Here is a 21,965-nt window from a genome sequence, read left to right as displayed (position 1 = left end):
TGGGTTCTCCGCAGTTAGGCGATGTTCAGGGCTTTTCGGGCGTCAGCAATTGCTTCAGGCAGTGCTGCTTCAAATATGTCCATCTGCTTATCGATGCCAACGCTCACACGAATGCAACGATCCAGCATCGGAGCACCGGGTTTGCGGACAAAAATATCGCGCTCAATTAGCCCATTGAGAATGGCAGTTGCGAAAGTTCCATCATGCCCGCAATCAATAGTGACGAAATTTGTAGCTGAGGGGATAGGCTTCAACCCATGACGCGTCGCAACAATTTCGATTCGATCTCGTCCAGCATGGATTTTATTGACCACACCACGCAAATAATTCTGATCTTTCAACGCCGCGATTGCTGCAGCTTGGGCAATCCGATTAACGGCAAAATGATCGCGAACCTTGTCGAAAGACTTGATCGCATCGGCGCAGCCCAGAACATAGCCAACTCGAATCCCTGCAAGTCCATAAGCTTTTGAGAAAGTGCGCATGCGCAGAATGTTCGGGCGATCCAGTTCAAAGGCTGGGAATGCAGATGCGGGGCCAGTTTCGCAATAGGCCTCATCGAGAATAAGCATTGTGGTTTCTGGAATGCGTTCAATAAACGCCTGAATATCCGACCCGTCGTGCCAAGTACCCATGGGATTATCTGGGTTGGCGATGTAAAGCAGCGCCGGATTTTCCTTACGCGCCTTTTCGATCAATGCGTCTAGGTCAGGCCTATCCTGATTATATGGGACCGTCAGCAATGTTCCGCCGAAACCTGCGACGTGATAGTTGAATGTCGGATAGCCGCCAAGCGAGTTGATGACTTTGTCGCCTTGCTGAACATATTGCCTCACCACAAGACCAAGTAAAGCGTCGACGCCTGCACCTGGCATGACATTTTCGGCTTTTACATTGTGATGAGCTGCAATTGCATGACGCAGCGCATAGTTCTCCGGATCACCATACTTCCAGACTTCGGAAGCCTCTTGTCGCATGGCTTCTATGACAGAGGGAGCAGGGCCGAAGCTGCTTTCATTTGCGCCTATACGAGCCGAAAAAGGCTTGCGACGCTGAAGTTCGAGCGTTTCTGGGCCAACAAAAGGGACAGTGGAGGGGAGGCTTTCAACAAGCGGCGTAAGACGAGGCGATGCCATAGTGTTTCCGGTCAACTTGGTCTGATGGGACAGAGCAGCAGAATGGTAACAGCGATGCGATCTCACCGACTGGTTCAGTGCCCCGGCACCCGATAAAGGATCAGACAGGCATAGCAACTTGTGACAAGCCTTGCCACATCGCTTATTCGAAATTTATGATTACGTGTCACACGATCTCTATCTGCATCAAATGCAAAAACGGCTCACCTGTATTCGTCTCAAAGACAAGATCGCAGCATTTGGAAAATTTGCGGAGGGAGTTAGCGTTTAGCTGATCGTTTAAAGCGGTTCCAGTTAAGATTAAATCGTCGGAACCGTTGTAAATGTTTGTTTTTACGTATTGCCCTTGCGAAAGCCGCTTCACACTATTTGCTGTGAGTGCTTTCAAGAACATCTCTAACGCTAGAGACGGTTCTCAAGCCGAACGTATGTCGTATCGAAATATTACGGCGCGAGTATCTGTTGCAATGGTTCAATGTCGGTGGCGCGCAGCTGTTCTTCGCAGAAATTACACGACTGCCTGTCATCAAGAACTGTGCGAGCTCTTATCGTCAATCACCAGTCGAACGACGCGCTCGTGCCCGGAGAAAAACGTGCTCGTGATGCTCCATAGGTCAGCAATCGATGTTTCCACTAAACCGACATAGTCCATTATTCATGTATCGATGGCACATGAATACACATAACTTAACATAGCTTCGTTACTTGATTTCGCGCGTATGTCGCGAAACCCTCTCTTTGGGAGATTTACCTTAGCGAATCTCCAGAACCTTGACGCAGGAATCGAGATCATGTGTGGCAAGGTGGGCGTAACGCATTGTCATCTGCAGAGTCTGGTGACCGAGCCACATCTGCACACGCCGTATATCTATGCCGCCGCGAACGAGACGCGACGCGCATGTATGGCGCAGAATATGTGGAACGACTTGGTCATCAGTGCCAAGTCCTACCTCGATTTTCGCATCATTCCATATTTGGCGGAACCGCACCTGATTGAGCATGGAGAAGGGCCCCTTCAGCCGCTCATGCGCAATTTCAGTAGATTTTCGTGCACGTTTAGTCAGTGGAACAGTGCGACTGCGGTTTGACTTGGTCAGCCAGAATGTAACGCGATGCTCCTGAATATCATTCCAGGTGAGGCCAATTGCTTCGCCAAGACGGCAGCCGCTGTCGACAAGGAAAACCGACAGGCGGTAGCTATCCTCGCAACGCGATTTGACAGCAGCAAATAAGCGCTTCTCTTCTTCATGTTCGAGAAAACGGATGCGTCCCGCCCGCTCTTTCTGTCGGACAAACTCCGGCAGACTGTAAACGTCCCCCATTTTGTGCGCCTTTCGCAGCAGCTTGCTCAGCGCAGCCATCTTTCTATTGATGGTTGCATTGCTGTTGCCGCGCTCACGAAGCGAACCTATGACGGAGTCGAGCATTTCTTGATCGAAACCAGAAAAGCGAATGCCTTTCAAAATTTCGTCGATCTCACCAAGGAACGATTTCACATTATACTTGTGTGAGCCATCATCCCAAAGGATGTTGATATACTTTCCGGCTAATTCTGCCAAAGAAAACTGCTCTACGAGCCGGTGCTTCAGGCTTTTTACGGATGTATATTCAAGGTTGTAATCGATAACCGGCGAATAACCTTCGCCTCCATCGATCCTCGTGCCCCCAACGACGATCATAGCAAGTCCCCCACTTTTTTATGGGAAGCATGCATAAAGAAATAATTCATCGAGTACAAGATAAGTGAGCTAACTTTATGTGGAGACATGTTTCGATCCTTAATTAGAACCCATTGCCCCCCATTGTTCGTCCCCGCAACTCCCTCATTCCGATTCCGTCGAGATCCCCATCTCACAAGAATCAGTGTTCACCTTTTCGTGAACGCTCCCCGAATGACTGACGCCAACGGTTTCCCGCTGGCGTCAGATGCTTAAGCGTAGTTCTGATTAGAACGAACGCTGGAAGCGGATGATGCCGCCGAACGCATCTTTGTTTTCGATAATGCCAGCCTGACGGAGTGGATGATCGCTATCCCAACGGGTGTAGTTGATTTCTGGCGTGATGGTGAAACCAGGAACCAGCTGATACGCAACGTTTGCTGCGATTGCGGTCTTGCCCCAATCTTCGTAAGCGCCCTGGAGGTTGAAGGTTGCCTTGTCGGTAGCCTTGAACTTTGCGCCGCCCCAGACAGCCCAATCGCCGCCCCAGTTGCCGTACATGCCGATGTCGTCTTCATAAGAAGAGTAGCCGCCCTGTACCCAGACGGAGAACTGTTCGGTGACGTTTACGTCCAAACGAACCTTACCGGCCCATTCTTCGAGCAGCGAGTCGTATGCTACTGCGCCGGCGATGGAACCCCAGCCCTGAGCGAACTTCAGGCCGCCAACTACGTGTGGCATGTAGTCGTCAATTACGTTCGATTCAGAGAAATCGCCGTCGCCGTCGAAGTCACCATGATCGTCGTAGCTGCCGCCACCCTGTTCAAGCGATACGATTGCCGAGAAGCCATTGCCACCAGTGAAGGTGTAGCTGATCAGGTTGGTGCGGTAGACGCCAGCAGCAACCACGTCATCGTTGATGATGTCGCCGAGGTAGCCGGTGAAGGTGTGGAATGCCGATTCATCGAGGCCGAGACGCAGACCACCGAGCTGAATGTAAGCAAAGTTCAGTGTGTGATCGCCCTGATCGCCGTTCGTGAAGTTGAAGCGGTTTTCAGTGTAGGTCTTAAGGGTGCCGAGTTCGGTTTCCGAAGCAGTCGACGTACGAAGCGTGAAGCGTGTGTTCTTGCTCCAGGTCTTTGCGTCGTGGCTGTTGTATGGATCGCGGCCAGCAGCTGCGTCGTAACGAACATAACCATGGATGCGCAGGCAGGTTTCGGTGCCTGGGATGTAGAAGTAGCCAGCGCCGTAAGCATCGCAAACGCGGACATATTCAACTGCTTCTGGCTCTGGTGCGACGATTGCGTCGGCAGCCTGAGCGCCGGAAGCTGCAACCAGAGCTGCAGCGGAGCCGAGAAGAAGGCTCTTGATGTTCATTTCTGACCTCCAGTCAAGAATCGACCGCGGTCAAAAAAGGGAAATAAATACAATACCTTGATTGATTTCAGGTTTTTGAATCAGAAAATGACAAGAATCGGCCAAGCCTCAAAACGGAGGTTTCATGCGCTGTTAGGCGGGCAATGGTAAGCTATTCTAAGGGAAAAACACTGCCTGGAGGGTCAAAGGTCGCCGGTTTGGCGATGGCGGAGAGGATGGGATTCGAACCCACGAGACCCTTATGAGGTCTACTCCCTTAGCAGGGGAGCGCCTTCGACCACTCGGCCACCTCTCCGGTAGAGGCGAGATAGCCGGTACGCTTCATCATTTCAAGCGATTTGCGCAGCTAACCGTAAAATTCCCAGCATAATTTCACCTTTTATATATAGGCGCGTGTGAATAAGCCGGAATTACGGGCTTTTGCCCTCATCTGAAACAACGGGCACACTCCGTGTCCAGAAAGAGATTCGGATGGTTTTAAGCAGTCGCAGGATTTATCGCGCTTATTAAGTGGGGACGGATGCCATATTTGGCTCAGTAGCAGCAGGATTCGGGCGCCAATCTGTGCGTAAGAGTCAAAAAATACATGTTTTCAATCATTAAGACCCGTTAATTGGCGTTTACAAACATTAACAAAACCTAAAATCCACACTCCAAAGGGGGCAATTTCGTGTCATTTCTGCAACAACCGTCCCTCATAGAGGCTCCAGAAAGGTTGGGAGTGATATTCGATGTTGAAACGAAAAAGTTGGCGAGTATCTTCACATCCAGAAGAAGGAGCGCTTCGGGGCGACTTTTTCATCAGGGGATGGGGACAGGTTGTCCTTCAGCCAAATCAGAATGCCCAGACCCATTTTTAACTTTGACTGGAGGTCAGAAATGAACATCAAGAGCCTTCTCCTCGGCTCCGCTGCAGCTCTGGTTGCAGCTTCCGGCGCTCAGGCTGCCGACGCAATCGTCGCACCAGAGCCAGAAGCAGTTGAATATGTCCGCGTTTGCGATGCTTACGGCGCTGGCTACTTCTACATCCCAGGCACCGAAACCTGCCTGCGCGTATCGGGCTATGTTCGTTACGACGTTGCTGGTGGCGATGACGTTTACGCTCGTGGCGGTAGCATCAGCCGCGGTGTTGATGGTAATTCGATCACCCTCGGTGGCAAGGATCGTGACACCTACGCTCAGAAGGCACGTTTCACGCTTCGTTTCTCGACTGCTTCGGAAACCGAACTCGGTACCCTCAAGACTTTTGCTGAAACTCGTTACGACTGGAACGACGGCACCAACGGTTCGTCGGGCGATCTTCGTTACGCATACATCCAGCTCGGCGGCCTGCGCCTCGGTCTCGATGAGTCGAACTTCGTAACCTTCACTGGTTACCTCGGCGACGTCATCAACGACGACGTGATCCTTGCTGGCGGTTACCGCACCAACGCAATCAGCTACACTTTCACTGGCGGCAACGGCTTCTCGGCTGTAATCGCTCTTGAACAGGGTAACGACAAAGACGTTGATTTCAACGGCGTTATCGATGACTACACACCACACGTTGTTGGTGGCCTGAAGTACGCTCAGGGCTGGGGCTCGATCGCAGCTGTTGGCGCATACGATGCAGTTAACGAAGAATGGGCCGGTAAGGTTCGTTTGGACGTAAACGTAACTGACCAGTTCTCGGTTTGGGTACAGGGCGGCTACAAGTCGAATGACGACACCTACTACGGCGCTGTTGATGCAAACGGCAACTTCCGTGGCATTCGCGTAATCGACAGCTTCTACGGCACCTGGGGTGGCGATTGGGCTGTTTGGGGTGGCGCGAAGTTCAAGGCAACCGACAAGGCTACCTTTAACCTTCAGCTCGCTTACGAAGACGCAAAGACCTTCGCAGCTACTGCAAACGTAGCTTACGAACTGGTTCCAGGCTTCACCATTACTCCAGAAGTTTCCTACACCAAGTGGGACGACAAGAATTCTGTCCTCGACGGTCAGGACGCTTGGCAGGGTATGGTTCGCTTCCAGCGTTCGTTCTAATCCTTACGGATTGGTTACAGGAAACCCGGCAGCATGGCTGCCGGGTTTTTTGTTGTCTGCGATTTTCAAAACGATTCCGCTAAGATGGAAACGTTGGAACAATCAGTTGTTTCCACCCATAATCCTACGCAAAGTCGGCTTCCACTTTTGTGGGAATTGCTCAAAATTCAGCATAGGTCTTGCTTTTTGAGACATGACGGTTTCTCTGGTGGCATCGATAAAGACGGATCTATTTAGTTGGAGAAGCGGACTTATGTTGAAGTGGTTTTGGCCAGGTGTGACATGGACTGCGGCGCTAACTTCATTGGCGCTATGGTTTGGTGCAGGCCGGGTCGAAGCCGATATAGCTGAACGCACGGGGCACGCGCTCGCGCCTTATGCCTGGACTGGCTTTGATGTCGATGGCCGTGATGTGATCTTAAAAGGCATGGCTCCAGACCCAGAATCGCGGAAGGTCGCGGTTAAGTCTGTACAACAGGTCAATGGCGTCGGCGATTTTTCCGATCTGACAACCATTCTTCAGGCAGCAACTCCATACGTTTTTAAACTAACCAAAAGCGGGGAGGGCATCGTTCTCTCGGGGTTCATTCCCGACAATGCGATGCGTGATTTGATCATGAGTGCAGCTGAAACGGCAGGACAAGGCCGATTGGTTGACGATGAAATGGCGCTTGCACGCGGCGCTCAGCCCGAGTTCGAGGATTGTGTGTACTTCGTGATTGATCTAGCCAAGAGATTTTCCGAGGCTGAAATCGAAATCTCAGAAGCGACATTCTCGGTCAAGGGGGCTGCACTCAACGATGCGACGTATAGTGAGTTGAATGCTGTTCTGAATGCGCCTTTACCCCATGGGCTGCAATTATCGAGCTCCAATATTACAAAGCCTTGATATCATTTTGCCAATATGCGGCCTCATCCCCCGTTTCTTCTCTTTATCCAATTGACACCGGGCGCTTCGCTGCCTTTCCTGTATATATTGACAGGTGCTTCGGATTGAATGGCAGGCGGATTCCATATGCTTTATCTAGCGGAGATGTTTTGGCCAGTTCTCTTGCTTTCGGCGGTGATTGGTGTGGCAGTGGGTTGGCTTACCGCTGCCAAGTGAACAAGAACGGACAGATTTCTGGTGGTCCCTGGGCGGACTTGCCAATGGGTGCGGGGTTTTTGATTTGCCGCTGTGGCCGTCGTGGCCGCACGCAAGTGCGTAGAGTATGAGGGAACCTATATGCCGATGTTGATCATTCAACTGGCGATTCTTATTGCAGTTGCTTTTGTAATTGGCTGCGTTTTGGGACGCCTTATCAGAGGCAAGAAAGCTGCGGACACCGATAAGGAAAACACCATTATCGCGGCAGCGCTTTCAAAGCCCGCGGTCGACGAAAATCCAGAGCCGGTCGCGTCGACCAAAGCCGTCGTGGCGGAAGAGCCTTTGAAAGATAAGTTCAAAGTAGTGGCGGAAGCGGTCGAAGAACCTATGCCACAGGCAAAAACAGAAGAGCTCGAATCCGATCCAGAATCTATAGAAGAAGTTCTGGTTGAAGAGCCGATCGCGGAATTCCAAGATCCTGATCGTCCAGAGCTGCTTGATACACCTTTGCGCGGAAAGCCGGACGATCTGACTGCAATCAACGGTATTGGCAAGGCAGTGGAAGGAATGCTGCAAAAGCTCGGCGTATTTCATTATGCGCAGATAGCCCAGTGGAATATGGAAGAATCTGCTTGGATTGAACGCCATATTGGATTTTCCGGACGTGTTGCTCGCGAAAACTGGACTGTTCAAGCAAGCAAACTTACCGAGGCCACACAGCGCGCAGTGCTCAAGAAGAACGCAAAGCCAAAGAAAGCTGCTTCGAAATCGAAGGCTCCAACTCGCACCAAAAAAACGCAGGCTTAGAATAAGCCTACTGCTACTTCCACATGAAAAGTTGAATTCTAGCGCGTTTGGGTCGGTTGAATCAGTTCGGCGCTCTAACGTCGGCCATAGATCAGGTCAGTGCGTATATCGGCACTGCCTGTAAGGCGTGCTTTATAAACTTCATAATTCTCCATCACGCGCTGAACGTAGTTCCGCGTTTCAGAAAATGGAATGCGCTCAATCCAGTCGACAACTTCTTCGATTGGTTTGCCACGCGGATCGCCATATTTTTCCACCCAATCGGCAGCTCGGCGGGGCCCGGCATTATAACCGGCAAAGGTTAGTACGTAAGATCCATTGAATCGGTCGAGCTGTTCGCCAAGAAAATGTGCGCCAAGCGTCGCATTATAGGCCGCATCGGTTGTGAGTTTGGGCGCAGAATAGGCCATTCCATTGCGGGTTGCGACGCTCTTCGCGGTGGCTGGCATTAGCTGCAACAGCCCGCGTGCACCAGCTTTTGAAACCGCGCCAACATTGAATTCGCTTTCCTGGCGAGCAATTGCATAAGCAAGCGCCTTGCCGGAACCACTGATATTTGCATGTGCCGGAATGGCGCCGATCGGGTGTGATAGCGCACCAACGTCCAGTCCACGGAAGGCGGCGGTCTTGCCGACGCGAAGAGCGAGATAATGATTCTCGTTCTTCTCCGCCATCACAGCGAGGAGCGCCAATTCTCCCACGCTGCTGAGTTCTTGCGATAGCTGCGTATAAAGAGCGGTTGCGCGGTTTCCGTAGCCGATCTGTTCAAGACGCTTGATGGCTTGTACTGCGGGGCGGCCGGAGAAACGCACACGTTCGGCATCGGATGGTCTTGGATAGGCGAGCTCGGGCGCTTTCTCACTGAGCTTGGCTGCAGAGAGCTGTCCATAAAATGTGGTGCCAAAATGTGCAGAGCGGCGATAATAACCGTTCGCATCACCACCAGCACCCGCCTCTGCTGCTCGCCCGAGCCAGTAATAGGCGCGCGAAGCGGAAATTGGACGTGAGGAAATCTCGGCTATCTTGGCAAAATGCGGTGCTGCAAGCTTCGGTTGCTTTAATGCACGCAATGCATACCAACCGGCATGGAATTCCGCTTCAGCAGCCATTGTCGGTGATTCTGCGGCATGTGCCGCCGCTAGCCTATAGGCGAGCTGTGGCTTGTTAATATCGAGAAGCTCGCGCGACAGGATGCGACGCTCCACCCACCACGCGTCTGGATCAACCAGTGACGCGGAGTCTTTCGGAGCTTTCAGCATCAAGTCTGTTGCTTCGCTGAAACGATCTGCACGGCGCAGAAAACGAATCTGCAAGAACATGTATGCAGGATTCGAGTGCCACGAGCGATCTACGTCGGCGATAGCCTTTGCTGTGTTCGGTGACTTCTGTGCCAATGCTGCATAAGCATTATAGAGTGACTGCGCTTGCGCGGGGCCCGCCAGAAGTTTAGCCGACTGCATGCGATCGTTATAAAGGGAGCGCAGAAGGCGGCGTTGATGGTCATCGCGTGTGAGAACGCTCGCAAATTCTTTCAGCACTCGCGTCTCGACATCAGCCGACAGGCGTTCGGTTGCCCACCATGGGGCGAGAAGTTGATGTGCTTTTGTGTTGTTTCCAGTGGCCAAGTATGCCCGTGCAAGCGCGATCATACCCTCAGTTGCCTGCGGGCGTGTAGTGCCGAAAGTGGCAATTACAGTTGCAGCAGGCGCATTTTCCTTGAAAAGTGCACGTTCCGAATTGCGACGCAATGCGCCCATACCCGGCCAGCCCGGCAGTTCCGAGGCAGCCATTGCAATTTCAGCACTCGGCACGCCATCCATTCCAGATGCCGCTATCGACCAGGTCAATATCTGACGGTCAAGCGAGCCTTTTGTCATGCCGTTGCGATAGGCGATCGCGCCCGGAATATCGCGTGAATAGAGCGCATCAAGGCCGCTTCTCAATGTTCCACTGATTGTCGCCGGGTTCTCAACACGATTGAAGGAAGACGTGATAACCGGATCGGGGGTGGCGGGACGTGCTTTTGGCGTAACCAGATTGATCGGAGATTCATGTGTGGCAGTAGGCGCAAACGGACGTACCAGCGGTGTGGGAACATCCGTTGGCAAAGATGACTGGGCATAGGCAGCCCCCATCTGTCCCGCAAGAAGCGAAGCAGCAATAATCAATCCACTCGAAAAGAGCGCTCTTTGCTTTATTGGCATATCTATATTTTTCTTACACATGATCTAACGAGAATAGAGTGCCTGATTGCGGGTAAAATATTGTTCAAATCTGGCTTTTCTAAGCCTGATCGATAGGGTGTTTGTTCTGTATAAGACTATGATGCCGATGCGTGAAGCATTGGTTAATAAATGGTTATGTTTTTCTTTTCGATCATTTACCTAAGAGCTCCATGACCTTTGAGCAAATGCTATGCGATCAGGTCGATTAGATTGACAAAAAAGCAGAGGAATTTTTCGCAAAACTGTCATTTGGAAGCTGATTTGGGCTAGCCCCCCGCTTGCCGGATTTGCACTGCGAGACTATGGTGCATCGCCTTGCAGCTATTCTGGCGCGGTTAAAAGCCAGTGTGGTATTGTCAGGTTCTGTCTTTATTTCTCAGGAGTTCACTGATGCTGAAAGGCTCGATTACTGCACTTGTCACGCCATTCGATAGTGAAGGAGCGTTCGACGAGAAAGCTTTTCGTGACTTCGTGAACTGGCAGATTGAAGAAGGCACTAAAGGTCTCGTACCCGTTGGCACAACGGGCGAAACGCCGACTTTGTCCCATGATGAGCATAAGCGCGTCATTGAGGCCTGCATTGAAGTAGCAGCAGGTCGCGTGCCGGTGATTGCGGGTGCAGGTTCCAATAATACTGTCGAAGCAATCGAACTTGCTCAGCATGCCGAAAAAGCGGGCGCAGATGCAGTTCTTGTCGTCACTCCCTATTATAACAAGCCGAACCAGCGCGGCCTCTATGAGCATTTTTCACGGGTCGCACGTTCGATCTCGATACCGCTCATTATCTATAACATTCCGGGCCGCTCCGTCATTGATATGACTCCGGAAACCATGGGCACGCTTGTGCGTGATCACAAGAACATCATCGGTGTGAAAGATGCGACAGGCAAGATTGAGCGTGTTTCCGAACAGCGCGGCACGTGTGGCAAGGACTTCATCCAGCTGTCCGGCGAAGATGCGACCGCTCTCGGCTTCAATGCACATGGCGGCGTCGGCTGTATTTCAGTGACGTCTAATATTGCGCCACGTCTTTGCGCAGAATTTCAGGATGCCTGCCAGGCTGGTGACTATGCCAAGGCACTGGAACTACAGGATCGTCTGATGCCATTGCACAAGGCGCTCTTCATCGAGCCCAATCCTTCGGGTCCGAAATATGCTCTGTCGCGCCTTGGTCGCGTTGAAAATGTTCTTCGCTCGCCAATGGTTGTAATCGAAGCAGCAACCGCTGAGAAGATCGATCAGGCCATGAAGCACGCCGGTCTCACGAATTAGAGTATTTCCAGCCAAAGTGCGAAGCGGTTTTGCGTTGGATGTTGGATAATGTGTTTAAACGAGCTTTCAGAGCGTGTTTCTATGCGATCCATCAGCAGAAAATACGCTCTAAGGCTGCTAATTTTGCCCGGTTGAGTGATTTTTACGCTCTTGCTCATGCGAGAGCGTTTTCATTTCCGGCAATGAGCATTATATGGTGCCATTATGAATAAGCCGAAAAACTCTCCCGCCCGCAAAATGGTCGCTGAAAACCGTAAAGCGCGCTACAATTTCGAGATTTCTGATACGCTCGAAGCTGGTCTGGTTCTGACCGGCACCGAGGTTAAGTCCTTGCGCGCCAATCAGGCCAACATTGCTGAAAGCTATGCAAGCTTTGAAAACGGTGAGTTCTGGCTGATCAATTCCTATATTCCGGAGTATACGCAGGGCAATCGCTTTAATCACGAGCCGCGCCGTTTGCGTAAGCTGTTGATTAGCCGTCGCGAAATGGCACGGATTTTCAATTCGGTTTCACGCGAAGGCATGACCGTCGTTCCGTTGAAGTTATACTTCAACGATCGTGGTAGAGCTAAGCTGGAAATCGGCGTGGCGCGCGGTAAGAAGAATCACGACAAACGTGAGACTGAGAAGCAGCGCGACTGGAATCGCGAGAAATCCCGTCTTCTGCGCGATCGTGGCTGAGGCGAAAATACTGTTCAAAGAAAAAGAGCGCTGAAAGGCGCTCTTTTTATAAATGATGCAAAAGGGTTCATGAAGTTCGAAATTATGAAGCTGCACGAACCGGACGATTGCGCATATCAGTAGTCTTCGTCAAGATCTTCGTCCTGACGGCGCTGCTGTTGCTGTGGGCGTTCCGAAGGATCGCGGCCAATTTCAGCTTTCAGCGAAACCAGATCGATAAAATGATCGGCCTGACGGCGCAATTCATCGGATATCATCGCAGGCTGTGTCGTCAGAGTGGAAACGACGGATACCTTACGACCCTTGCGCTGCAATGCTTCGGCAAGCGAACGGAAATCGCCATCGCCAGAGAAGATTACGAAATGATCGACGGTGTCGGTGAGCTGCATGGCATCGACGGTAAGTTCGATATCCATGTTGCCTTTTACCTTGCGGCGGCCTGTCGAGTCGGTAAATTCCTTGGCTGCCTTCGTGACAACCTTATAGCCGTTGTAATCGAGCCAATCGATGAGTGGACGGATCGATGAATATTCCTGATCCTCAACCAGAGCCGTATAATAATAGGCGCGCAGCAAATAGCCGCGTTTCTGGAATGCCTTCAAAAGTTTACGGTAATCAATATCGAAACCGAGTGTTTTTGAAGCTGCGTATAAATTGGCGCCGTCAATAAATAGCGCAATTTTTTCACGAGAATCGAACATCGTGCAATATATCCACTCTGCGGCCGGTAGGGAGTGGGCCTGCGACCGCGTATTCAGATTTGTTTCTTAAACGGCGGGGGTATTCATTTTTACCAATGACGTTTATTGCGTTCTACGGAGATATTATAGAAAAACAAGCAACTGATGGTTGTTATTTGATCAATCTTAATTACTTTTACGCGATATTTCGATATAGCAATCGATAATCGATCAAAATCTATTGTTCCAATTTGATCCAGATCGTGTATTTGTCAGACAGATTAATGAACAGTTGTATCTTAGCCTAGATTTCTGAGCCTTGTCGTTGGTGTTTTGCGCTTTTGCTTGTAATTTCGGCTCACAAGCGTTATGTGCAAGAAAAATTCCGTTAAAGTTTAAGAAATGAAAGGGACCGCCTATGGCCCGCGTCACCGTTGAGGACTGCGTAGATAAGGTCGAGAACCGTTTTGAACTGGTTCTGCTGGCCGGTCACCGTGCCCGCCAGATTTCTCAGGGCGCCCAGATCACGATCGACCGCGACAACGACAAGAACCCAGTTGTCGCGCTGCGTGAAATCGCTGACGAGACACTTTCACCGGATGATCTGAAGGAAGACCTGATCCATTCGCTGCAGAAGCACGTTGAAGTTGACGAACCGGAAGCTGCTGCTCCTGCCCAGATCACCGATGCTTCCGATGCGTTGGCTGAAGGGATTGCCGAAGCTGGTGAAGACGATGTCGTTTCCTTCGACCGTATGTCGGAAGAAGAACTGCTTGCTGGTATTGAAGGCCTCGTTGCTCCAGAAAAGAACGACGACTTCTAATCGTCGCTCTGCTGATCAAGTATTTCAGGCAAACGTCGAAATGAGTTTTGCCTCATTGAATACTTGAATACAAACAGGCCTTGGTTTTTTGCGTGCGCTTCGGCTTCCAGGCTGTGGCGCACGTTTTTATGTGCATGGCAGGCTGGGAATTGAGATTAGCTTTTGGCTTGCCACTGAGACGTTTGTGACTGAAATTAAGCCTGTTGGCAGAAAACAGGTCCGGAAACTCGCAAATTATTATATTTTTTAGTGATTTCCGGTCAAAATGACCGCTGCGTACGTGACTGGTAGGGAGTTTCTGTAAATGATGCGCCAATATGAGCTTGTAGAGCGTGTTCAGCGATACAAGCCTGACGTCAATGAGGCGCTTCTCAACAAGGCGTATGTTTACGCCATGCAGAAGCATGGCAGCCAGAAGCGTGCGTCCGGCGATCCATATTTTTCCCACCCGCTCGAAGTCGCAGCAATTCTCACAGATATGCATTTGGATGAAGCAACGATTGCGATTGCTCTTCTGCATGACACGATTGAAGACACCACAGCTACCCGTCAGGAAATCGATCAGCTGTTTGGCCCGGAGATTGGTAAGCTCGTTGAAGGTCTGACCAAACTCAAGAAGCTCGATCTGGTTTCCAAGAAGGCAGTGCAGGCGGAAAACTTGCGCAAGCTGTTGTTGGCTATTTCCGAAGACGTGCGCGTGCTTCTGGTGAAGCTTGCAGATCGACTGCACAATATGCGTACTCTTGGCGTGATGCGCGAAGACAAGCGTCTGCGCATTGCTGAAGAAACCATGGATATCTATGCGCCACTCGCTGGCCGCATGGGTATGCAGGACACGCGCGAAGAGCTCGAAGAACTTGCATTCCGCTATATCAACCCGGATGCATGGCGTGCGGTAACGGATCGGCTTGCAGAGCTTCTTGAAAAGAACCGTGGTCTTCTACAGAAGATCGAAGAAGACTTGTCTGAGATTTTCCAAAAGAACGGTATCAAGGCGAGCGTTAAGAGCCGTCAGAAGAAGCCTTGGTCGGTTTTCCGTAAAATGGAAACCAAGGGCCTGTCGTTTGAACAACTGTCCGATATTTTCGGCTTCCGCGTCATGGTTGAATCGACACAGGATTGCTATCGCGCACTCGGTCTGATCCATACCACCTGGTCGATGGTTCCAGGTCGGTTCAAAGACTACATTTCGACACCTAAGCAGAACGACTATCGTTCCATCCATACAACGATCATTGGCCCATCACGCCAGCGTATCGAACTGCAGATCCGCACGCGTGTCATGGATGAAATTGCAGAATTCGGTGTGGCGGCCCATTCGATCTATAAGGATCGCGGCAGTGCCAGTAATCCGCATCAGATATCAACCGAAACCAATGCCTATGCTTGGCTGCGCCAGACTATCGAGCAGCTTTCCGAGGGCGATAACCCTGAAGAGTTTCTCGAACATACCAAGTTGGAATTGTTTCAGGATCAGGTATTCTGTTTCACACCCAAAGGTCGTCTCATTGCGCTTCCGCGCGGGGCGACGCCAATCGATTTCGCCTATGCGGTTCATACCGATATTGGCGACAGCTGTGTTGGTGCCAAGGTCAATGGCCGTATTATGCCGTTGATGACAGAGCTCAAGAATGGCGACGAAGTCGACATCATTCGTTCCAAAGCGCAGGTCCCACCTGCCGCATGGGAGTCGCTTGTTGCAACGGGCAAAGCGCGCGCCGCAATCCGTCGCGCAACGCGCTCGGCGGTTCGCAAACAGTATTCCGGCCTCGGTATGCGTATTCTTGAGCGCGCTTTCGAGCGTGCAGGAAAACCTTTCAGCAAGGATATTCTCAAACCTGGTCTGCCGCGTCTGGCTCGCAAGGAAGTTGAAGATGTTCTGGCCGCAGTTGGTCGCGGTGAACTGCCATCTACCGACGTTGTGAAAGCAGTTTATCCTGACTATCAGGATACGCGTGTTACCTCGCAGAACAACCCTACCAAGACCGGCGAAAAGGGCTGGTTTAATATTCAGAACGCCGCTGGCATGATCTTCAAGGTGCCGGAAGGTTCTGAAGGTGCGCAAAAAGCTGTGGCTGATGGCGAAAGGCCAAAGCGCAAGGCCTTGCCGATCCGTGGCACCAATTCCGACTTGCCTGTGCGTTTTGCACCGGAAGGCGCTGTGCCGGGCGACCGTATCGTTGGTATCATGCAGCCGGGAGCAGGGATCACGATCTATCCGATTCAGTCACCCGCACTGACCGCTTATGATGATCAGCCGGAGCGCTGGATTGATGTGCGCTGGGACATTGATGAGGGGATGCATGAACGCTTCCCGGCACGGATCAGTGTGTCTGCAATCAATTCGCCCGGGTCTTTGGCTGAAATCGCGCAGATCGTGGCGTCGAACGACGCCAATATTCATAATCTCTCAATGGTGCGGACAGCGCCCGACTTTACTGAAATGATTATTGACGTTGAAGTGTGGGACCTTAAACACCTCAATCGTATTATTTCTCAATTGAAAGAAAGCGCGAGCGTCAGTGGCGCAAGGCGCGTGAACGGATAAGGCACAATGAAAACCGAAGACGTCCTTGCTGTCTTCCGCGAAGCGGGAGCGATCCTTGAAGGCCATTTTATTTTAACCTCTGGCCTGCGCAGCCCTATCTTCTTGCAGAAGGCACGCGTTTTCATGCATGCCGACAAGACCGAAAAGCTCTGCAAGGCATTAGCCGAGAAGATCAAGGCGGCTGGCCTCGGACAGATCGACTATGTCGTTGGACCTGCAATCGGCGGGCTTATTCCGTCCTACGAAACCTCGCGGCACCTTGGGGTGCCGTCGGTCTGGGTGGAACGCGAGAATGGTGTATTCCGTTTACGTCGTTTCGATGTGCCGAAAGGATCGCGCGTCGTGATCGTGGAAGACATCGTCACCACGGGGCTTTCGATTCGCGAAACCATTGATTGCATGAAGGACGTTGGCATCGAAGTCGTAGCCGCCGCTTGTATCGTGGATCGTTCAGCGGGCAAGGCAGACGTCGGCACAAAGCTTATCTCACTTGCCGAATATGAAGTGCCAGCCTATTCGCCAGACAATTTGCCGCCAGAATTGGCTGCAATCCCTGCGATTAAGCCAGGTAGTCGCAATATTTAAGCGGCTCCTACTATTGTATTGATTTTACTAGACGCGATTTCCACCCTGCGGCGAAATTGCGCTTTGCGGTATTTGTTTTGCACCCTTAATTTAGGGGGAAGGGCAAGCCCATGCCCATCCCCCTGTTTAGGAATATGTCGTGGCTGTTGCGCCTCTAATTTTTGATCCAAAATCTCCATATCGGGCTCCATGCGGTGTGTGCGTTGATTGCGATGTACGTCGTATGGCGGTTTGCTCTGCACTCGATGACGGCGATCTTGGCGCGCTTGAAGCTATCATGACTTCCAAGAAGCTTGATGCAAACGAAATGCTAGTGGAAGAGGGCGATCCGAAACGCCGAGTTTTCAGCCTGACTTCGGGCATGTTGCGCATCTATACGTCGCTGCCTGATGGGCGCCGCCAGATTGCCGGTTTTCTGGTTCCTGGCGACTATCTCGGTCTGGCTGACGATGATGTCTATTCGCAATCGGCGGAGGCTGTTGTCCCTTCGGTCCTTTGCGCCTTTTCTTCCAAGGAAATGGAAGCATTGATGGTTAGCTTTCCGAAGCTCAGGGAACGTCTTCACCAGATGACGCGTGAAGCGCTGCGCACTGCGCGCGACAACCAGCTTGTGCTGGGGCGTCTTGCTCCGGTGGAAAAGCTTGCGAGCTTTCTTTTGGTTTTGGCCGCGCGTGCTGAAAAGCGAGGCGATAGGGCCAATCTCGTTCATTTGGCGATGAACCGTACGGATATTGCCGATTATCTCGGCCTGACGATTGAAACTGTCAGCCGCAGCTTTACCAAGCTAAAGACACAGGGCCTGATTCAGTTGCTTGATGCAAACACCGTTGAGATATTATCGCGTCGCTCACTTGCAGCCGTTGCCGGTATGGATATTGAAGCCGTCTGAGCATTTCTCCACTTGGAGAATGTTTCAAAAGAATAGATAGAGCGGTTCCAAAACTTAAGTCGTAAACCAAGCCGCTCTGATCGCCATTTATTTGTTTTCATTTCGTTGATTTAAATCAATGAAGGTTTCTTGAACCGCCACTACACCTGATCGTGGAAATTGACGCAGCACAGTCAAATGCTGCTCTGTCTTAACGAGGTGAACAGGTGTCATTGTGGCTGGCAATTACAATATCGGCTGTCAAGTATGTGGGCTTCCTTGCCGCATCATGCCGACTTGCCCCGCAGAATGCCCGTTTGCGTCCTCGTCCAGTACGCGTAGTAGCGACAGGTTATCACCAGAACGCAAAACGCGCGGGGCGGAATCATCATGCATGAAGCCACGATAAGACGTTATGCAGCACTTGCTGTTCCGCGCTATACATCATTCCCGACCGCTGCAGATTTCGCGCCAGTCACGCCGGACAGCACCCGCAGTTGGTTGCGCCAGATCGGCCCGGAAGAAAGCGTCTCGCTTTACATCCACGTGCCGTACTGCAAAGAGATTTGCCACTATTGCGGCTGTCATTCCAAAATGGCGGTCCGCGAAGATGTCATCGAGAATTTCGTTGTCGCGCTGTTAAGCGAGATTGAAACAGTAAACACAGGCCTGACAGCTCGTCCAAAGGTTGTGCATCTACATTGGGGCGGGGGCACTCCTTCTATTCTGCATACCACGCAGTTCAAGCGCATTATGGCGGCTTTGAGTCTGGCGTTCGATTTCGATCCAGATATGGAACATGCGATTGAGCTCGATCCGCGTACGGTCAATCCTATTCTGGTGAAGACCTTGGCGTTGATAGGCGTAAACCGCGCCAGCCTTGGCGTGCAGGATGTCGATCCCGATGTGCAAAAGGCTATTGGCCGCATTCAGCCTATTGAAACGGTAATAAGAGCCGCGACGCTGCTGCGTGAAGTGGGCATTGATAGACTGAACTTCGATCTGATCTATGGTCTGCCGCTTCAGACGGTGAAAAGTCTTCGCGAAACCTGCGAGCGCGTTGCGGCGATGACACCTGATCGCATTGCCTGCTTTGGTTATGCGCATCTGCCACAGCGTCGTGCCAATCAGCGACTGATTGATGAAAGCATTCTGCCCGATGCCGACGAACGGTTCGCACAGGCAAGTGCTGTTGCTGAAAGTTTTCTTGGCTTCGGCTATCAGCCGGTTGGCATAGACCACTTTGCATTACCGGACGATACCCTGGCCATTGCAGCAGAAAATGGCACGTTGCATCGCAACTTTCAGGGATACACGACGGATCGTTGTCATACGTTGATTGGGTTTGGCCCCTCATCGATTTCGCAATATCCAGCTGGTTACACGCAGAATATTTCCGATGTCGGGCAATACAGCAAGCGCGTCGCGGCGGGGGATCTTGCAACTGTGCGTGGCTATACAATGCGCGACACTGACAGACTTCGTGCAGGTATTATCACCGCGCTTATGTGCAACTTCCGCGTTGATCTGAACATAGCCGCTCCGGGCGTCGAGTTCTCCGACGAGCTGGCCTTGTTGCGCCCACTGGTGGCTGACGGTCTGGTGGAAGTGCGCAACGGCGTCATCAGCGCAACAGAAGATGGAAAGCCGCTGATCCGCTTGGTAGCAGCGACGTTTGATGAGTTTCGCAGAGAGAGCATGCACGGCTTCAGCTTCGCCGTGTGAGAGATTGCGCACTTTGCGGCAAAGGCATCGCAATGTGCGCCAGAACAAAGAAGTAGGGTGCATTTCACTCTATTCAGAGCTGCCGCTGCACCGGGCCGTCAAAAGGTCAGTGGCATCAGGAGCACCGTTCGTTGGGGGATGAACGGTGCTCCACTTTTTTAAACTATCGATGCGTCCTTATCGAGCTTTCTCGATCTTCGGCAGGAAGATAGTCAGCAATCCGAGAAGCGGAAGATAAGAGCATATCTGATAGACAAACTCGATGCTCGTCCGGTCTGCCACCACACCCAGCGCCGCTGCCGCAATGCCGGCGATGCCGAATGCAAGGCCGAAGAACAGTCCTGACACCATTCCCACACGTCCCGGCAGCAACTCTTGTGCGAAAACAATGATTGCAGGGAAGGCGGAAGCCAGCACGAAACCGATAATAACAGTGAGAACGGCTGTTACTTCGAGGTTCGCATAAGGCAATGCCAGCGTGAACGGAACGATGCCGAGGATTGAAACCCAGATCACGGTGCGCGTACCGATCTTGTCGCCGATAGGACCACCGACAATTGTGCCCGCTGCAACCGCACCGAGGAACAGGAACAGCAGCAACTGCGATGCCTGAACGGTCACGCCGAAATGGCTGATCGTATAAAAGGTGTAGTAGCTCGTGAGGCTGGCCATGTAGACATACTTGGTAAAGATCAGCATGGCGAGCACAGAGATCGACGCAATAACCTTGTTGCGCGGCAATGGCAGTGTCTTGTCAGGCTTCGGCTTGCTCTTATTGGCGAGATTGTGCTGGTTGTACCAGTTTCCGACATACCAGAGCAGCGCCATGCCAATCAGTGCTGCGATCGAGAACCACGACACGCTGGCTTGTCCAAAGGGCAGAACGATAAAAGCTGCAAGCAACGGGCCGATGGACGAGCCGAAATTGCCGCCCACCTGGAACATCGATTGTGCGAAACCATGACGACCACCGGATGCAAGACGTGCAACGCGAGCGGCTTCCGGATGGAACACAGATGAACCGAAGCCAATGAAGGCTGCACCGAGAAGCAGAACCGAATAGTGATGCGCGGACGCAAGTAGGATCAAACCGATCAGCGTGCAGCCCATACCGAATGGCAATGAATAGGGCATAGGACGACGGTCGGTATAGATGCCGACGATTGGCTGCAAAATTGAAGCCGTGACCTGAAAGGTGAAGGTGAGCAAGCCGATCTGCCAGAACGACAGGCTGTAATTGTCCTTGAGCATCGGATAGATGGCCGGAAGGAGCGACTGCATCATGTCGTTCAGGAAGTGGCCCATACTCGTGGCCAGAATAATGGCGAGAACCGTATTGTTTGCGCCAGTGTTTGAAGGCTGCTCGGCAGCACTCATGCTCATAGTCCTACTCCGAAGATAATCCGTGAGGGAAATTTCCTCATAATTTGCGTTGGTTGGGCAGGGAACCCAATTCGAATGTTTTCGAATATTTCTAACCTGACCCCTTCATAATTATATTGTTTCGCGCCTGCTTTCGTGATTTGGTCCATTACTTTCGAGAGTGGGCCAAAGCAGATGAAGCTGAAATCGCCACCGGGGCTCTTGTTGCCGGGCAGTGAGGACCTGCAAAAGTTCCATGAACAGCGCATTGAGATGCTGGAACACTTGAGCGGACCGGTGATCGCGCTGCCGACGAAATATCCGGATGGCTATTTTGTACCGCGTCACAGCCACAGTCGAGCGCAGCTCTTGTGTGCTTCACAAGGCGTGGTTCTGGTCACGACGGATGCCGGTCGCTGGTTGATCCCTGGGGATCATGCCATGTGGATTCCGGCTGGTGTAAAACATTCCGTCGAAATTGTCGGCGATGTCTTTATGCGCTCAATCTATATTGCGCTCGACGCCATTTCGGGTGTGCCCGACTATTTGCACGTGGTTGGCATGACGGACCTGATGCGTTGCCTCATCATCGATGCGACGTCGGTCGACAGCATCCCTGAGCCGGGCAGTCGGGATGCTCTGGTGATTGAGTTGATCCTCAGAGACTTGCACACCTTGCCACAAAGGCCGCTCGGACTGCCTTTCCCGGCCGATCCGCGTCTGCAAAATCTCTGTCGTCAATTCGTGAAAAAGCCGTCAGCACGCGCGACAATTGATGAATGGGCGGATCGTATGGCGATGAGCCGACGCTCATTCACCCGCCACTTTCAGCGCGAAACAGGCGTGAGCTTGTCAGTGTGGCGCCAGCAGGCCTGCCTTTTTGCAGCAGTTCCGCGCCTTACGGAAGGCGAAGCGGTCACAAGCGTGGCGCTTGATCTGGGCTATGACAGTGTTTCTGCCTTTACGACAATGTTTCGCCGTATGCTGGGTGTATCACCGAAGTTCTATTTGCCGCGTCTTGATGGAGCGCCGTTTGAGCGCAGCGATAGGATCTCTGCTGCATCTCTTGAACAATAATAACAATTGTCTCGGTGCGTAGAGAACAG

Annotated in this window: 18 protein-coding genes and 1 tRNA gene; 11 read left to right on the top strand and 8 right to left on the bottom strand. The window is 51.9% G+C overall.

The genetic code is table 11. The features are described from left to right. Positions 1-14 precede the first annotated feature (14 nt). The 4 genes from QBD00_RS14040 to QBD00_RS14025 form a co-directional block, all read right to left on the bottom strand. Entirely contained in the window at positions 15-1,136 is a 1,122-nt protein-coding gene (locus QBD00_RS14040; RefSeq protein WP_318579789.1) for a pyridoxal phosphate-dependent aminotransferase, read from the bottom strand. Positions 1,137-1,888: 752 nt separating this feature from the next. Next, positions 1,889-2,815, bottom strand: a complete 927-nt coding sequence (locus tag QBD00_RS14035) for a tyrosine-type recombinase/integrase (RefSeq protein WP_095446301.1) — start codon at positions 2,813-2,815, stop codon at positions 1,889-1,891. A gap of 267 nt (positions 2,816-3,082) precedes the next feature. Continuing rightward, on the bottom strand, positions 3,083-4,171 hold the full coding sequence (locus tag QBD00_RS14030; protein WP_318579788.1) for a porin: 1,089 nt from the start codon (positions 4,169-4,171) through the stop codon (positions 3,083-3,085). A gap of 204 nt (positions 4,172-4,375) precedes the next feature. Beyond that, positions 4,376-4,466 (bottom strand) — tRNA-Ser (locus QBD00_RS14025). A gap of 584 nt (positions 4,467-5,050) precedes the next feature. On the opposite strand from QBD00_RS14025, the gene QBD00_RS14020 reads away from it, so the two are divergent. The 3 genes from QBD00_RS14020 to QBD00_RS14010 all read left to right on the top strand — a co-directional run bounded on the left by QBD00_RS14020 (position 5,051) and on the right by QBD00_RS14010 (position 8,090). Beyond that, positions 5,051-6,196: a porin gene (locus QBD00_RS14020; RefSeq protein WP_151091429.1), complete on the top strand. Its 1,146-nt coding sequence runs from the start codon at positions 5,051-5,053 to the stop codon at positions 6,194-6,196. A 253-nt stretch (positions 6,197-6,449) separates the two neighbouring features. Next, a complete protein-coding gene (locus QBD00_RS14015) occupies positions 6,450-7,085 on the top strand; it encodes a BON domain-containing protein (RefSeq protein ID WP_318579787.1) in 636 nt (211 codons plus the stop codon). Between the two features lie 336 nt (positions 7,086-7,421). Then, entirely contained in the window at positions 7,422-8,090 is a 669-nt protein-coding gene (locus tag QBD00_RS14010) for an endonuclease (RefSeq protein WP_318579786.1), read from the top strand. A 74-nt stretch (positions 8,091-8,164) separates the two neighbouring features. Here the strand turns inward: QBD00_RS14010 and QBD00_RS14005 are convergent, their stop codons facing one another. Next, entirely contained in the window at positions 8,165-10,225 is a 2,061-nt protein-coding gene (locus QBD00_RS14005) for a lytic transglycosylase domain-containing protein (RefSeq protein WP_318579808.1), read from the bottom strand. 480 nt (positions 10,226-10,705) lie between these two features. On the opposite strand from QBD00_RS14005, the gene dapA reads away from it, so the two are divergent. Together dapA and smpB are read left to right on the top strand one after the other, a co-directional pair. Continuing rightward, positions 10,706-11,587, top strand: coding sequence for a 4-hydroxy-tetrahydrodipicolinate synthase (gene dapA, locus QBD00_RS14000; RefSeq protein ID WP_095446307.1), 882 nt, complete (start codon positions 10,706-10,708; stop codon positions 11,585-11,587). A 204-nt stretch (positions 11,588-11,791) separates the two neighbouring features. After that, positions 11,792-12,268 (top strand): SsrA-binding protein SmpB, encoded by a 477-nt coding sequence (gene smpB / locus QBD00_RS13995; protein ID WP_094576523.1) that lies wholly within the window; start codon positions 11,792-11,794, stop codon positions 12,266-12,268. A gap of 116 nt (positions 12,269-12,384) precedes the next feature. Here smpB and QBD00_RS13990 read toward each other — a convergent pair whose 3' ends face one another. Next, the gene (locus tag QBD00_RS13990; protein WP_094576525.1) at positions 12,385-12,969 is read right to left on the bottom strand and encodes an NYN domain-containing protein; all 585 of its coding nucleotides are present in this window, start codon (positions 12,967-12,969) and stop codon (positions 12,385-12,387) included. A 397-nt stretch (positions 12,970-13,366) separates the two neighbouring features. Between QBD00_RS13990 and rpoZ the strand changes: the two genes are divergently transcribed. From rpoZ to pyrE, 3 genes are all read left to right on the top strand, one after another. After that, positions 13,367-13,771 carry a DNA-directed RNA polymerase subunit omega gene (rpoZ, locus tag QBD00_RS13985; protein WP_024897324.1) on the top strand — a complete coding sequence of 135 codons (405 nt, stop codon included), beginning with the start codon at positions 13,367-13,369 and terminating at the stop codon, positions 13,769-13,771. A 304-nt stretch (positions 13,772-14,075) separates the two neighbouring features. Beyond that, the gene (locus QBD00_RS13980) at positions 14,076-16,319 is read left to right on the top strand and encodes a bifunctional (p)ppGpp synthetase/guanosine-3',5'-bis(diphosphate) 3'-pyrophosphohydrolase (protein ID WP_318579785.1); all 2,244 of its coding nucleotides are present in this window, start codon (positions 14,076-14,078) and stop codon (positions 16,317-16,319) included. Between the two features lie 6 nt (positions 16,320-16,325). Then, on the top strand, positions 16,326-16,904 hold the full coding sequence (gene pyrE / locus QBD00_RS13975) for an orotate phosphoribosyltransferase (RefSeq protein WP_318579784.1): 579 nt from the start codon (positions 16,326-16,328) through the stop codon (positions 16,902-16,904). Here the strand turns inward: pyrE and QBD00_RS13970 are convergent. Continuing rightward, positions 16,901-17,083 carry a hypothetical protein gene (locus tag QBD00_RS13970; protein WP_167388287.1) on the bottom strand — a complete coding sequence of 61 codons (183 nt, stop codon included), beginning with the start codon at positions 17,081-17,083 and terminating at the stop codon, positions 16,901-16,903. The genes pyrE and QBD00_RS13970 overlap by 4 nt on opposite strands. A gap of 44 nt (positions 17,084-17,127) precedes the next feature. On the opposite strand from QBD00_RS13970, the gene QBD00_RS13965 reads away from it, so the two are divergent. Both QBD00_RS13965 and hemN read left to right on the top strand, forming a co-directional pair. After that, positions 17,128-17,793 carry a helix-turn-helix domain-containing protein gene (locus tag QBD00_RS13965; RefSeq protein WP_318579783.1) on the top strand — a complete coding sequence of 222 codons (666 nt, stop codon included), beginning with the start codon at positions 17,128-17,130 and terminating at the stop codon, positions 17,791-17,793. Between the two features lie 369 nt (positions 17,794-18,162). After that, positions 18,163-19,497 (top strand): oxygen-independent coproporphyrinogen III oxidase, encoded by a 1,335-nt coding sequence (gene hemN / locus QBD00_RS13960; protein WP_318579782.1) that lies wholly within the window; start codon positions 18,163-18,165, stop codon positions 19,495-19,497. A gap of 177 nt (positions 19,498-19,674) precedes the next feature. Here hemN and QBD00_RS13955 read toward each other — a convergent pair whose 3' ends face one another. Further along, complete coding sequence (locus QBD00_RS13955; RefSeq protein WP_024897329.1) at positions 19,675-20,880, bottom strand: MFS transporter; 1,206 nt, start codon at positions 20,878-20,880, stop codon at positions 19,675-19,677. A 204-nt stretch (positions 20,881-21,084) separates the two neighbouring features. On the opposite strand from QBD00_RS13955, the gene QBD00_RS13950 reads away from it, so the two are divergent. Then, positions 21,085-21,936, top strand: coding sequence for an AraC family transcriptional regulator (locus tag QBD00_RS13950; protein WP_264232095.1), 852 nt, complete (start codon positions 21,085-21,087; stop codon positions 21,934-21,936). Positions 21,937-21,965 lie beyond the last annotated feature (29 nt).

Source organism: Ochrobactrum sp. AN78, from assembly GCF_029909885.1.
GTDB classification, from domain to species: domain Bacteria; phylum Pseudomonadota; class Alphaproteobacteria; order Rhizobiales; family Rhizobiaceae; genus Brucella; species Brucella quorumnocens.
The sequence above is the reverse complement of the archived record's forward strand: the minus strand, read 5'-3'. Positions and strand labels throughout refer to the sequence as shown.

Coding starts and splice junctions, on each gene's coding strand:
- QBD00_RS14040 (WP_318579789.1), bottom strand. CDS start 1,136: ATGGCATCGCCTCGTCTTACGCCGCTTGTTGAAAGCCTCCCCTCCACT.
- QBD00_RS14035 (WP_095446301.1), bottom strand. CDS start 2,815: ATGATCGTCGTTGGGGGCACGAGGATCGATGGAGGCGAAGGTTATTCG.
- QBD00_RS14030 (WP_318579788.1), bottom strand. CDS start 4,171: ATGAACATCAAGAGCCTTCTTCTCGGCTCCGCTGCAGCTCTGGTTGCA.
- QBD00_RS14020 (WP_151091429.1), top strand. CDS start 5,051: ATGAACATCAAGAGCCTTCTCCTCGGCTCCGCTGCAGCTCTGGTTGCA.
- QBD00_RS14015 (WP_318579787.1), top strand. CDS start 6,450: ATGTTGAAGTGGTTTTGGCCAGGTGTGACATGGACTGCGGCGCTAACT.
- QBD00_RS14010 (WP_318579786.1), top strand. CDS start 7,422: ATGCCGATGTTGATCATTCAACTGGCGATTCTTATTGCAGTTGCTTTT.
- QBD00_RS14005 (WP_318579808.1), bottom strand. CDS start 10,225: ATGGGGGCTGCCTATGCCCAGTCATCTTTGCCAACGGATGTTCCCACA.
- dapA (WP_095446307.1), top strand. CDS start 10,706: ATGCTGAAAGGCTCGATTACTGCACTTGTCACGCCATTCGATAGTGAA.
- smpB (WP_094576523.1), top strand. CDS start 11,792: ATGAATAAGCCGAAAAACTCTCCCGCCCGCAAAATGGTCGCTGAAAAC.
- QBD00_RS13990 (WP_094576525.1), bottom strand. CDS start 12,969: ATGTTCGATTCTCGTGAAAAAATTGCGCTATTTATTGACGGCGCCAAT.
- rpoZ (WP_024897324.1), top strand. CDS start 13,367: ATGGCCCGCGTCACCGTTGAGGACTGCGTAGATAAGGTCGAGAACCGT.
- QBD00_RS13980 (WP_318579785.1), top strand. CDS start 14,076: ATGATGCGCCAATATGAGCTTGTAGAGCGTGTTCAGCGATACAAGCCT.
- pyrE (WP_318579784.1), top strand. CDS start 16,326: ATGAAAACCGAAGACGTCCTTGCTGTCTTCCGCGAAGCGGGAGCGATC.
- QBD00_RS13970 (WP_167388287.1), bottom strand. CDS start 17,083: ATGGAGATTTTGGATCAAAAATTAGAGGCGCAACAGCCACGACATATT.
- QBD00_RS13965 (WP_318579783.1), top strand. CDS start 17,128: ATGGCGGTTTGCTCTGCACTCGATGACGGCGATCTTGGCGCGCTTGAA.
- hemN (WP_318579782.1), top strand. CDS start 18,163: ATGCATGAAGCCACGATAAGACGTTATGCAGCACTTGCTGTTCCGCGC.
- QBD00_RS13955 (WP_024897329.1), bottom strand. CDS start 20,880: ATGAGCATGAGTGCTGCCGAGCAGCCTTCAAACACTGGCGCAAACAAT.